General features: G+C 33.2%; 15 protein-coding genes. 1 reads left to right on the forward strand and 14 read right to left on the reverse strand.

What is annotated here, in order from left to right; genetic code table 11:
• Window positions 1-52: 52 nt before the first annotated feature.
• From THEWI_RS15880 to tyrS, 4 genes are all read right to left on the reverse strand, one after another.
• Window positions 53-796, reverse strand: coding sequence for an RNA-guided endonuclease InsQ/TnpB family protein (locus THEWI_RS15880; RefSeq protein ID WP_341853109.1), 744 nt, complete (start codon window positions 794-796; stop codon window positions 53-55).
• Window positions 778-1,269, reverse strand: coding sequence for a hypothetical protein (locus tag THEWI_RS15885; protein WP_341853088.1), 492 nt, complete (start codon window positions 1,267-1,269; stop codon window positions 778-780). Before THEWI_RS15885 ends, THEWI_RS15880 begins: the two co-directional genes overlap by 19 nt.
• Before the next feature lie 126 nt (window positions 1,270-1,395).
• Window positions 1,396-1,887, reverse strand: a complete 492-nt coding sequence (locus tag THEWI_RS13160) for a hypothetical protein (RefSeq protein WP_014063741.1) — start codon at window positions 1,885-1,887, stop codon at window positions 1,396-1,398.
• A gap of 14 nt (window positions 1,888-1,901) precedes the next feature.
• Entirely contained in the window at window positions 1,902-3,122 is a 1,221-nt protein-coding gene (gene tyrS / locus THEWI_RS13165; protein WP_014063742.1) for a tyrosine--tRNA ligase, read from the reverse strand.
• Window positions 3,123-3,250: 128 nt separating this feature from the next.
• Here tyrS and THEWI_RS13170 point away from each other — a divergent pair, with 128 nt between their 5' ends.
• Complete coding sequence (locus THEWI_RS13170; protein WP_014063743.1) at window positions 3,251-3,652, forward strand: 23S rRNA (pseudouridine(1915)-N(3))-methyltransferase RlmH; 402 nt, start codon at window positions 3,251-3,253, stop codon at window positions 3,650-3,652.
• Here THEWI_RS13170 and rlmH read toward each other — a convergent pair.
• From rlmH to THEWI_RS13215, 10 genes are all read right to left on the reverse strand, one after another.
• Window positions 3,643-4,110: a 23S rRNA (pseudouridine(1915)-N(3))-methyltransferase RlmH gene (gene rlmH, locus THEWI_RS13175; RefSeq protein ID WP_003870755.1), complete on the reverse strand. Its 468-nt coding sequence runs from the start codon at window positions 4,108-4,110 to the stop codon at window positions 3,643-3,645. The two genes, THEWI_RS13170 and rlmH, sit on opposite strands and share 10 nt — an antisense overlap.
• Window positions 4,111-4,127: 17 nt before the next feature.
• The gene (locus tag THEWI_RS14070; protein WP_003870754.1) at window positions 4,128-4,295 is read right to left on the reverse strand and encodes a CxxH/CxxC protein; all 168 of its coding nucleotides are present in this window, start codon (window positions 4,293-4,295) and stop codon (window positions 4,128-4,130) included.
• A gap of 10 nt (window positions 4,296-4,305) precedes the next feature.
• Window positions 4,306-5,409, reverse strand: coding sequence for a S1C family serine protease (locus THEWI_RS13180; protein WP_014063744.1), 1,104 nt, complete (start codon window positions 5,407-5,409; stop codon window positions 4,306-4,308).
• 66 nt (window positions 5,410-5,475) lie between these two features.
• Window positions 5,476-6,729 (reverse strand): UDP-N-acetylglucosamine 1-carboxyvinyltransferase, encoded by a 1,254-nt coding sequence (locus THEWI_RS13185; protein ID WP_014063745.1) that lies wholly within the window; start codon window positions 6,727-6,729, stop codon window positions 5,476-5,478.
• A gap of 126 nt (window positions 6,730-6,855) precedes the next feature.
• Window positions 6,856-7,686: a two-component system regulatory protein YycI gene (locus THEWI_RS13190; protein WP_014063746.1), complete on the reverse strand. Its 831-nt coding sequence runs from the start codon at window positions 7,684-7,686 to the stop codon at window positions 6,856-6,858.
• A 3-nt stretch (window positions 7,687-7,689) separates the two neighbouring features.
• Window positions 7,690-8,979 carry a two-component system activity regulator YycH gene (gene yycH, locus THEWI_RS13195; RefSeq protein WP_014063747.1) on the reverse strand — a complete coding sequence of 430 codons (1,290 nt, stop codon included), beginning with the start codon at window positions 8,977-8,979 and terminating at the stop codon, window positions 7,690-7,692.
• 12 nt (window positions 8,980-8,991) lie between these two features.
• Window positions 8,992-9,387 carry a hypothetical protein gene (locus tag THEWI_RS13200; RefSeq protein ID WP_014063748.1) on the reverse strand — a complete coding sequence of 132 codons (396 nt, stop codon included), beginning with the start codon at window positions 9,385-9,387 and terminating at the stop codon, window positions 8,992-8,994.
• 87 nt (window positions 9,388-9,474) lie between these two features.
• The gene (locus THEWI_RS13205; RefSeq protein ID WP_014063749.1) at window positions 9,475-11,181 is read right to left on the reverse strand and encodes an ATP-binding protein; all 1,707 of its coding nucleotides are present in this window, start codon (window positions 11,179-11,181) and stop codon (window positions 9,475-9,477) included.
• A complete protein-coding gene (locus THEWI_RS13210) occupies window positions 11,165-11,860 on the reverse strand; it encodes a response regulator (RefSeq protein ID WP_003870747.1) in 696 nt (231 codons plus the stop codon). Before THEWI_RS13210 ends, THEWI_RS13205 begins: the two co-directional genes overlap by 17 nt.
• A 59-nt stretch (window positions 11,861-11,919) precedes the next feature.
• A complete protein-coding gene (locus THEWI_RS13215) occupies window positions 11,920-12,726 on the reverse strand; it encodes a peptidase MA family metallohydrolase (protein ID WP_014063750.1) in 807 nt (268 codons plus the stop codon).
• Between the last annotated feature and the right edge of the window lie 123 nt (window positions 12,727-12,849).

Here is a 12,849-nt window from a genome sequence, read left to right on the forward strand (position 1 = left end):
TGAACTACCATCCACCTATAGAGGTGGAGGCTTCGCAAGAAGTTTGACAGTTTTAGACTGCCCTTATTCTCACAGGGTGGTTCACACACCCACTACTGGTTATCTGCTTCATCGCAGACTCACCAGCTACTTTTTCAAGTATATTTATCGCTCCGTTTATATCTGCGTTTAATACATAACCACATTCCTTACATACGTACAATCCCCTATACTTCCTATTACTCCTCCTTACAACTCCACACCTGCTGCACTTCTGTGATGTGTAGCTTTCATCTATTTCAATGTACTCTATACCATACTCTTCACACTTCGACTTAAGTTTCCTCTTAAATTTCTTATATGGTATTCCTACAAAATTTTGATTGTTTACCCTGCCAAGTTCTATCTCTTGTTTTATTTCTTTCATTTCTCCTACCACTACTGTCCCTATTTGATTTTTTAAACAGTGCTTGATTATGAGATTTGCAGTCTGATTTAAAAAGTTGTCAATTACATTCTGTCTTTTAAAAGATATTTGCACAAGTTTTTTGCCATATTTAATACCCTGTTTACTGTAAATGGACTGCAATCTTGCCCTCTCTTTATTAAACCATCGGTTGACTGATTTTATATACCTGCCTTCTATCAAAAAGGCAGTCCCAATGGTATCAATCACCGCTGCAAAATTGTTAAGCCCTAAGTCCATCGCCAAATACCTGTTTCTGTCAAGATCATAAGACTTCTCTTCTTCCTCATACACATACTCAATCTTAAACCATCTGCCGTGATACTTTGGTATTATCCTGACTTCTTTAATTTTTTCCCTATTATATTTTTGGGCAGTTCAAAATACAAGTATTTTACTCCAAATTCTTTGTAAAATCCTCTACCAAGACTTATTCTTAGTTTGTTTGCCTCTACTTTGAATTGGTCTTCCGGAAAACTTAAAAGGAACATACCATCTTTGGGAAGGTATTTGGGTATTGAAATCTTTTTGTCAACCTTACCTTCTTTTTTTGCTGTCAGAAGTTTAAAAAATGATTTAAATGCTTCATCTACAGAAATAAGCGTTTGCTGCGCAACCTGAGATGGCAAAAGTCTATAGTTCTCATTTTCTTTTACAATATGATATACACTTTCATATTGCAAATATTGCTGGGTTTTGAAATAGTGCTGCCTCAAGTAATACAAAGTGTAGTTGTACAAGTTTTTTGAAAGGTGACACAGTATTCGTAGTAGTTTGTATGTTTGTTTATCACATCTTATGTGATTTTTCTGGGTTTTGTACATTTAGCATCACACAAAGAATATTATATTATATTTCCAGCAATTCATCTCCATCTTATAGAAGATGGAGTCTTCTTGCTTAATTTTTGATAAAATTTGTGCCAAGAGAAATTCTCTTGACACAATTTTTTACAGCCCCACTTTTTCTAGTAAAAGCTTCACATCTGCATCTCTTTCTAGTATATGGTCATTTAAAACCTCAAATTTTTTGTCAATCCGCTTAAATTGGAAGTTTATCTCAGTCAAAGATTCTGTATTTCTAGCTACTTGTTCAAAGGTGCTTGTAACAACACTTTCAATTTTATCTATTCTTTGCTCAACTTTATCTAACCTTTTTTCAAAGTTATCCATCTTTATCTCGAAATTATCCAGCCTTACTTCAAAATTTCCCAACTTTCGCTCAAAACTACCCATCTTCTGTTCGAAATTATCCATTCTTTGTTCAAGATTGTCCATCCTCTGCTCAAAGCTATCCATTCTTTGTTCTAATTTGTCTATCCTTTTTTCAAACTCAGTAAATTTAACTTCTAATCTGTCAATGCGGTTTTCTACTTTCTCAAGCCTTGTGTCAATACTGTTAAGCCTTTCTAACACAAGGTTTAATAATTCTTCACTTGACACAAAAAGCTCCCCCTTTATTCTTTAATGACAAGCCTGTGATACTCTTTTTTGCCCTTTCTTATTAAAATACTATTATCTTTTATCATCTCATCTTTTATATATTCATCAATACTTTCAACTTTTTCATTGTTTATATACAGTCCGCCTTGTTGAATGAGTCTTCTTCCTTCGCTCTTTGAAGGTATTATCTTTGCTTCAAAAAGCACATCTAAAATTTTTTTACCTAAAACATCAGAAGAGACAGTAACAGAAGGTACATTATCTAAATCTCCACCGCTTTCAAATAAAGCCTCTGCCGCCTTTTGGGCTTTTATAGCCTCTTCCTCTCCGTGTATAAGCTTTGTAACCTCATATGCCAATATTTTTTTTGCCTCGTTTATTTCTTTATCTTTTAATGCACCTAATCTTCTCACTTCATCCATAGGCAAGAAAGTGAGAAGTGCCAGAGCCTTTTCCACATCCGCATCAGCTATATTTCTCCAATATTGATAGAACTCATAAGGAGAAGTCTTATTCGGGTCAAGCCACACTGCTCCCTTTTGTGTTTTTCCCATTTTCTTTCCTTCACTGGTGGTAAGTAAAGTAAATGTCATACCATAAGCCTGTTTACCTTCCTTTTTTCGTATAAGCTCTATGCCAGCAATAATATTAGACCATTGGTCGTCTCCTCCCATTTGCATTACACAATTGTATCTTCTATTTAATTCGAGAAAATCATAGGCTTGCATCAGCATATAGTTAAACTCCAAAAAGGAAAGGCCTCTTTCTAATCGAGACTTAAAGCATTCCGCTGTAAGCATTCTATTTACAGAGAAGTGTACCCCTATATCGCGCAAAAATTCAATATAATTTAAGTTTAAAAGCCAATCAGCATTATTGGCCATGATGGCTTTGCCATCAGAAAAATCGATAAGCCTTTGCATCTGCTTTTTAAAAGCTTCAGCATTTCTATCTATTTCTTCTTTAGTCAACATCTTTCTCATATCAGTCCTGCCGCTTGGGTCTCCTACCATCGCTGTGCCACCGCCTATTAACACAATAGGCCTGTGGCCTGCTTTTTGCATGTGAGACATCACCATAATTTGAAGAAAATGTCCCACATGTAAGCTATCAGCAGTAGGATCAAAGCCTATGTAAAAAGTAATTTTTTCTTTTTCTAAAAGCTCTCGTATTTCCTCTTCATGAGTCATTTGCTGAATATATCCTCTTTCTTGCAAAACATCAAGTACAGACACGATAATACCTCCATCATCTTATTTTTGTATATTGTATCAAATGAAAAACATATTTTCAAATATTTTTGACAATATAATTTTATCACTTTATAATATTTACTATCAACAAATAAAAGAGAAGTGATTGTATGAATTACAAAGTCTATGCTACAGGTAATAAAATAGAAAAGTTTTATTCTGATGCAATAAAAGAATATCAAAAGAGGCTGAGCCGATTTTGCAATATCACTTTTTCAAGCTACAAAAATTCTCAAAAAATACCTTTTCAAGAAACGGATAAATATTACAAAATAGTAATATCACCTGCAGGTAAATCCCTGTCTTCAGAGGAATTGGCAGAAAAAATAAAAGAGTTTGAACTTACTGGAATAACAGATATATTAATAATCATAGGAAATGAAGAAATTCATTGTAATGAGACCATAAGCATAGGTAGCATGAAAATGAGTTTAGGTTTGACTTCTACTATTTTCTTTGAACAGTTATATAGGGCATATAAAATTTTAAACAATGAACCTTATCACAAGTGATTTTCTCCACTAAAAGCTAAATAAATCTGCTCTAAAAGTATAAGTCTCATAAGCTGGTGAGGAAAAGTCATTTTAGAAAAAGAAAGATTTAAATGGGATTGTTTCTTTATATTTTCCCACAATCCCAACGATCCACCTATTACAAAGGTCATTTCTCTATAACCAGATTGAAAAGTCGCCTTTATAAATTGGGAAAATTTATATGAGTCTATTTCTTTTCCTTCTATAGCAAGAGAAACAACAAAGCTTCCCTTTTTTATTTTAGAAAGAACTCTTTCTCCTTCTTTACGCAAAATCTCCTTTTTTTCTTTTTCACTTAAATTTTGAGGAGCTTTTTCTTCTTCTACTTCTTTAATTTCTATTTCACAATAAGGGCGCAATTTTTTTAAATAAAAAACTATTCCATCGCTTATATAGTTCTCCTTTATTTTTCCAACAGCTATTATATATATCTTCATTATTAAGTCCCTCATTTTTAAACTACAAGATATTTAGGTGGCTCATCGCAAAAATCACATTTATGAGGTACCAGCCAATCAGTAAAAGAAACTTCATCCAATTTGTAAATATCCGGTGGTTGTTCGTACACTTCGACAAATTCTTCGATGGCATCCTCTAAATGCTTTTCACACACAACAAACATAAAACCTCTCCTATTCTCCGAGAGTTATAGTAGTATATCCTGTCTTTCCCGATACGGTTTGGTACTTAACTTTTATTTTGTCACCTGGATTTTTTTCATAAATAATACATTTTAAACTTGTCATAGTATTTACAGGTCTTTCATCTATCTCCAAAATAATATAGCCTTTTTTAATGCCAGCTTTATAAGCAGGACCTTTAGGATCAATATCTGCCACATATATCCCCTCATATATATAAACATCTGCGGAAATGTAACTGGCAATTTCTTTATCATACGCAACTATGCCAATATAAGGTGCTTTAAATGTACCCGTTTCTATCACTTTCTTAAGTATAGGCTTTACAATGTTTATAGGTATAGCAAAGCCCAATCCTTCAGCAGTTGTTACCTTCGCAGTATTTATTCCAATTGCATAGCCTTGAGAATCCACTAAAGGCCCTCCGCTATTCCCTGGATTTATAGAAGCATCTGTCTGTATCAAGTCTTCCATTATTCGTGGTTTCCCACCCTCAGTAATAGGAAGGCTTCTATTTAAAGCGCTTATTATTCCAGAAGTAACCGTCCTTTGAAACCTAAGACCTAAAGGATTTCCAATTGCTATTGCGGTTTGCCCTACCGATATCTTGTCAGAATCTCCCAAAGGTATAATTGGTAAATCTTTTGCATCAATTTTTAAGATAGAAAGGTCTAAAACAGGGTCAGTCCATAAAACTTTACCCGGAAGTATACTGCCATTGCTTAAATATACCTTTATATTTTTGGATTTTTCATTAGCTACATGATTGTTTGTTATAATATAGCCATTTGGATTAACAATAAAACCTGAACCTACGCCTTCTACAGCCTTTTCTATAAAATAATACTCTCTTTGAAATTCTACAGTAGTAATTCCCACAACAGCAGGAGTATCCTTTTTTGCCACTACTTCCGCTATTGTAGGAGATTCTTTTGTTGGTATCACCACTTCTGTTCTTATTCCTGAAGAAGGCGGATAAGGTATAGGAATAACCTTACCCCATAAATATTTTGGTGCAATATATACAAATACTAAAGAGATAACCAAAGAAACTATAATTGCACCAGCAAAAAAACTCTTCAATTGACGCTGCATAATATCACCTCACTAAATAGGATGAGATATTATGCAGCACATTATACTCAAAATTTTATAGCTTTTTTACTCTTTTACCCTTACTATATCAGCTCCTAATTGTTGAAGCTTTACTTCCATCGCTTCATAACCTCTATCTATATGATAAACCTCCATAACCTCTGTCGTACCCTCAGCAGCAAGCCCTGCTATAACCATCGCTGCACCTGCTCTTAAGTCTGTCGCATAAAGAGGTGCACCTGTCAATTTCTCTACGCCTTCAATTATTGCAGTCCTTCCTTCTACTCTTACTTTCGCTCCCATTTTCTTTAACTCATTTAAATATTTAAATCTATTTTCATATATATTTTCAGTAATGACACTTATGCCATCAGCCAAAGCCAAAAGCACCGCAAAGGGCTGTTGCATATCTGTTGGAAAGCCAGGATAAGGTAAAGTTTTTATATCAACATGTTTTAAAGGTCCTTCTCTTCTTACTCTTATCACATCATCGTATTCTTCAACAATGACGCCCATTTCTGCAAGTTTTGCAACAATTGCTTCTAAGTGATTTGGAATTACTCCTTTTATATACACATCACCTTTAGTTGCGGCAGCTGCCACCATGTAAGTTCCTGCTTCTATTTGGTCAGGAATAATAGTATAGTGACATCCGTGAAGCTTGTCTACGCCTGTTATCTTAATAGTATCTGTACCAGCACCTTTGATATTCGCTCCCATGGCATTTAAAAAGTTTGCTACATCAACTACATGGGGCTCTTTTGCACAGTTTTCTAATATCGTTACCCCTTCAGCTTTAACTGCTGCCAACATCAAATTTATAGTAGCACCTACACTCGCCACATCAAAATATATATGATTCCCTACTAATTTATCAGCTTTAATCCTTATAAGTCCATGTTCTATAGTAGTCTCCGCACCTAAAGCTTCAAACCCTTTAATATGCTGATCAATAGGTCTTACACCAATATTACACCCACCTGGCATAGCTATTACTGCCTCATTAAATCTACTTAAAAGTGCACCTATAAGATAATAAGAAGCCCTCATCTGGCTTGCTAAATCTCGAGGGGGGTAAAAGGAATTAAGCCCTTCAGGGGCAATTACTACTTCGTGTTTTTTCTTTTCTACTTTTCCTCCCAGATGGCGTATCATCTGGACTAATAATTCTATATCTTTTATATCAGGCAAATTATCTATCACACTCGGAGTATCAGCCAATAGGGCTGCGGGAAGGATTGCAACAGCAGAGTTTTTAGCACCACTTATCTGTATACTTCCTTTAAGAGGCTTTCCTCCTTTTATTATAAACTTTTCCATTTTTCAATCTTCCCTTCAAATCAATAAAATAAATTAAACTTAAACAGTATCACAATATATACTTTAATACAATTTAAAATATTTTACAAGTATTTGAGGGTTAAAAAAAAGAAGAAGAAGGTGGTATTATTTACCTTCCTCAAAATTTCCCGTATAAGCGTTTATGTAATATCTGTTGCCATCCTGAGTAGTTATCCTCCAAACAGGTACTGCTTCTCCTTTAGTAGCACTGCTCCAGTTAAAATAATAGCCTAATTTTATTTCTTTTACAACCATAGGTTTTGCATCCGTCTTTATCTCCACAAGCTTCAAAAGAGCATAAGCCGCATTTATCACCTCTTTTTTCGCCTTTTCCATCACAACAGAACCAAACCAAGACTTTGAAAATTCAAAGCTTTTGTCATCTATTTTCCCTTCCATCCATCCGCCATCTATGAAGTAATCCTTATAGGTTTGAAAATACTTTATCTTTACCTCTTTACCTTGAGAAATTTTTTCAACTTGTACATTTATTTCTTTAAAATGATAATTATTTATAAAATTCTGTACATACTCTTCCTTTTGAGAAGAAGACATATCTTTAAACTTATCGCTCTTTTCAAAATAATAAAAACTGATGCCATCTACTTTGATAGTTTTATCTTCAAATTTAAAAATTGTATATCTATTTTCTTTGTATTTTTCATATTTTTGACTTTTAATAAAATTTTCTAAAACAAAACTTTCATCAAATATTTCTCTCGTTACCTTAACAAGAGGCATTGGCTCTGTCTCTTGCGGAATTGTAGTTTTCAAAACTATGTTGTTTTGCAATAAGACTTCCTCTATTGAACGCAAATCTTGCCTTGATAAAAGCTGGGGTTGCGGTTTATTAATTTTAGCAATAGTTAGATATAAAAGAACATTCAAAATCGCAAAGGTGATTATCAGCACTGTCTTTGCTTTAGACCAGTTCATAATTTATACCCCATTGTAAATCAACTTTCCATTAAATATGTTTATAAAAAACACTTTATTGTTGCTTTCTCCAATCCAAACAGGGATAAATTGTCCCTCATAATACGCATAACCTATTTTTAAATCAGAAAGCGGTTCTCGCCAGTTTATCTCTTTTAATCCCATTGCAAGAGGTTGCTTCAATTTTGTATGAGAAATTAAATAACTTCCATTACTCATCAAATCTAAATACAAAACTCGTGCATATTTAATATTGCCATTTGAAATATTTATTTCGATTGGAAAATCCAGCATTTCTTTTTGCAAAATTCGAAGAGGATAATCAAATATATAATTAAAATAAAAAGTATATTCCCCTTTTTCTTCTTTGAAATCCATCAGATAAATATCGTCAACTTTTATCCCTATTTCCTCCAAAAAGACGACAGATTTTCTCAGTGCAAAAATTTTATCAGTGGGAGAAGCTTCAGAAACAGTGTCATAAAATTCTATATACCCATTTTGATATAAGCGCAGACTTTTTAAACCGTCGGTATAAACAGTACATCCGTTATTCTCGGTAATTTTTCTTACAACAGAGATATTTGTAAAAAATTTTTCTAGAAAATGGGGGTCAGATTCAAAATTTGTTTCTTTACTATATATTTTTTTTATCGAAAACGTTAGAGAAGGTATGTACACGTTTTTTTCAAAATATGCATTGCCTTCCTCATAAACAGATTCACACACACTGACCTCATCTTTAGGGAAATTCTTTATAATGTTTTTTAAATCCTCCATCTCTAAATAATTGAAACTATAAAATTTTTTATTGGCTGCATCCTTCACAAAAATTTGATTTTTTTCTATGTTAACGATAATCTCTTTTACATATACATTGCTATTTATTTTTCTAGACCAGCTATCTCTGTTGCTAAAAATATCTTTTAACAAGTCACCATTTGCACTTTTTCCCATTAAAAACCGCATAAACGTACCTTTTTGTGCGTTTTCCCAACTATTCTCATCGACTACATTTATTTTTTCTTCTTTATTTGAACTAATAAAATCCGTTGTTTTTTTCCATAAAGAAAAGGAAAGATTACCATCTGATACTAAGTACACTTTTCCTTGCAAACCCACAAAAGTGTATTCTGGCCTTATTATACGAAAAATGTCCACCTTTGTATTTGTGGACTTTTTATTAATAAATGATAATTCATTTTGCGGAAAGGATATCCACAGTTTATAAGTTAAATACACGCTAGTTAAAACAAGAAAAAACAATAGCAGTGACTTAATCTTCTCCCTCATCCTTCAAGACCTCTATTTTAAAAGAGATTTTATTATATCTTCAATGGCAGTAATTGTTATTTGCAAAATCCCATCCTTTTTTGTAAGTATCACATGGCCTTTTATTATTTGCAATTGGTCGTCTTTATAAGCTTTTATTACTATATAATTATCCCCATAGCTTAAAGTCAACAATTTTGCGAAAAGCATTGTATCGCCAATTACCCATTTGTCGCTTAAATTATCGTTTAAGATAAGCTCTACAGTAGTATTAGGTTGTCCACTCCCAGAAATTATAAAATATTTGTTGTCCGTTTTTACATCGTTTATATTAGTTTTAACTTTTATGAGGTCTTCTGCATATCCATATGACATAAAAAGAGTCATAAACATCATCACTGCTACAAATAAAGCAACTATTTTTTTCAAGGATATCCCTCCTTCTCCTTTATGGTTTTATTATACAGTACTATTATTACAATATTGTTACAGTAATATTAAATTATTATTACGAATTTACTGGTATGGCAGTTTAACCCTCACTATAGTGCCTTTTCCTACTTCGCTTTCTATGTTTACTTCTCCTTTGTGAAGTTCTACTATTTGTTTTACAATAGAAAGCCCTAATCCTGTACCTCCAAGCTCTCTGGATCTGGCTTTATCTACTCTGTAAAACCTTTCAAAAATTCGAGGCAGGTCTTCTTTAGGAATTCCTATACCGTTGTCTTCCACAATGAAGGTTGCAAAATTTTCATCATATTCTGTCATAACTTTTATCATTCCGTTTTCTGGAGTATATTTTATAGCATTAGTTACTAAGTTAACTATTACTTGTTCCATTTTATCTTTGTCAATATACACATGCCTTGGCGTTTCTTGAAGGTCGACGATAAGTTTCTGATTTTTTTTATGAGCTTCAATAGAAAGTCTATTTATTACGTCAATTATTACTTCATTTAAATTTTTATGCTCAAATTTGAGGTTTTTGTCTTCAGAATCCATTTTAGATAAAAGAAGTAAATCTTTTACAAGACGTGTCATTCTGTCAGTTTCTGAATCTATTATTTTTAAAAATCTCTTTAAATATTCAGCATCTACGTCGCTGTAAAGAAGAGTTTCAACATAGCTTTTTATGGTAGCAAGAGGAGTTCTAAGTTCATGAGAGACATTTGCCACAAACTCCTTCCTCATGGCATCCAATTTGTGTTGCTCCGTGATATCGTGAAGTACATAAACATATCCTTCTATTTGTTGATTGCTTTTTAGCGGAGCTATGTTAACTGTTAAAACCTTGTTTCCGCAATTCATTGTCGCTACTGCATCTTCTTTTTCTAAATTTAGTATTCCCTCTATTGGCATTCCTAATTCCAGCTTCACATTTAACATTTTCTCGGCAGCCTCATTATAGTGGATTATGTTGCCTTTTGCATCTGTTGCCACAACACCATCGGTCATAAATTGTATAATAGCTTCTATTTTGTTTTTTTCACCTTGAATATCATTTAAAGTCTGTTTTAACCGCAAAGATAAAAAATTAAACATTTCACCTAATTTTCCTATTTCATCATTAGATTTTATCTTTATCGTCACATCAAAATTACCTTCTGCCATCTTTTGAGCATATTTTGTCACTTCTTTGATGGGGTCAGTTATAGTCTTGGACAAAATATATCCAAGCACCATAGTAATTCCAACAGCAAAAAGAGTAGCACTCGAAAGAATCAAATTGACATCCCATAAAGTCTCATATATTCCATTTAAAGAACCGCTAATATACACAACTCCATTTATTTTACCATCGCTATTATAAACTGGCATGGCAAAGCTTTTTATTTTTCCAGTAGAATTATAATCATCAGTCACTTCATTTCCGATTTCTCCTGATAGGGCTTTGACAATAGCAGGAGTCATCATTTTTCCCCTATCCCCAGTTGAACTAGCTAAAATATTTCCTTTATTATCCAAAATGTACACATACTTTACGTTTGAATTAGGACCCATGTACATATTTATCACATTTTTTAAGCTTTTTGCATCCATGTTGTCTTTAAGGGTAAAAGAAATACCTCGTGCTTGCGCTTCAAGGTAATTGTCAAAGTTATTCATGTGGTAATTTTCAAGAGATTTATAAAGATATACCCATATGATTTCCATTGCTACAAGTATTAGCAAAGTATATATGAGAATTATTTTCCATTGAATGCTTTTAAATCTGCTTCTCATCGCTAAAATAGTAACCAACCCCTCTTTTTGTGTGAATAAGCTTGGGGTTACTGGGGTCATCTTCAATTTTTTCTCTCAGTCTTCTTATGGTGACATCTACCGTTCTAATATCACCCAGATATTCATAACCCCATACCTTTTCCAATAGCATTTCGCGTGAAAAAATAAGCCCCTTGTTTAAAATGAGAAATCTCAAAAGTTCAAATTCTCTGGAGGTAAGTTCTATCTCTTTATTGTTTTTTTCTACTTTATATTTCGACATGTCAATTTTTAAATTTTTTACGTAAATGATATTCCCAGACTCGTTTCCATTTAAACTAATTCTCCTTAAATTAGCTTTTACTCGTGCTATGAGTTCTCTTATAGAAAAAGGTTTCGTTATGTAGTCATCAGCTCCCAATTCCAGTCCCAATACTTTGTCTACTTCTTCCTCTTTAGCCGTCAACATCAAAATAGGTATAGTCATTGATTGCCTTAGAGTCCTTAGTACTGAAAAACCGTCTAATTTAGGCAACATCACATCAAGTATTATCAAATCTGGATTTTGCTCTTTTGCTATTTTTAAAGCCTCTTCCCCATCATAAGCTTCATAAGTTATGTATCCCTCTTTTTCCAGATTGTATTTGATTATCTCAACTATGGGCTTCTCATCATCAACTATCAGTATTCTGTAACTCATTTTTCTTCCCCCTTGTCTTTTTATAGGGTTAAAGCAAGAAGAGCAACACTCTCCTTGCTTTATTTCACTGAATCTATAAATTTCTCTAAATCTTGTCCTGTAACTTTATAAAAACTCTCACTTAAACTTAACCCTCTCCCCAAATATTTTAAAATATCTCTTATGCTTTGCATCCCATATTTATCACTTATGGCTTTTACTATTTCAAAAGACCTTTTATAGGCCAATGTCTCATCTAATTGGTTAAAGTTATAAGTCAACTCTTTGAGGGAATAGGGTTTATCACCTGTTACACCTTCACCCCAGACAAAACCGTTTTCTCGATATTCTTCCAAAAGGGCTATACCTTCTGTAAACCATACGGGGTAATTGCCTCTCGCAATATCATCTACAACAAGGTGGGCAAATTCGTGTACAATCGGTCCGTCATGCTCAAAGACTTTTTCTAGGTCTTCTGTAGGACTAATCCACAATTCAGGTGATACTATGCTTATGACTCCATTTAAATAAAGCCCCATCGCAGTATCCCCTTTTGCAAGTGAAAAATCTGTGTTCATTTTTTCAGGGTCATGGTACATTATAATGACGGTTTTACCAGGTGGTTTGTAATCTAAATCTTTAGTAACACTATCATAATGTTTTTCTGCAATTTCTAAAGCAAGAGAAACGTATTTTTCATCTGGCATGGTATATCGCACTATAAAGTGCTCACTTTGTGTTGTTTTGTAATCTTTTACATTATCTGTTAAACTATTTTCTTTTATTTCTCTCACATAAGGATAGGAAGCCACCATAATTTTGTTAGCATAATAAAGAGAAATGAACAAAATAAGTGCAATAGCAAAAGCAATAATTTTCTTTTTCATCCTGTATCACCTCACATACATTTAAAACCCCGTATGTAATTTATATGTAGAGGCTTTTATATGTATGAAGCGATACAGGTTTTTTTGACAAATATAATTACAACTGTATTATAACATTCATAA

It is taken from the genome of Thermoanaerobacter wiegelii Rt8.B1, from assembly GCF_000147695.2.
Lineage (GTDB): Bacteria > Bacillota > Thermoanaerobacteria > Thermoanaerobacterales > Thermoanaerobacteraceae > Thermoanaerobacter > Thermoanaerobacter ethanolicus.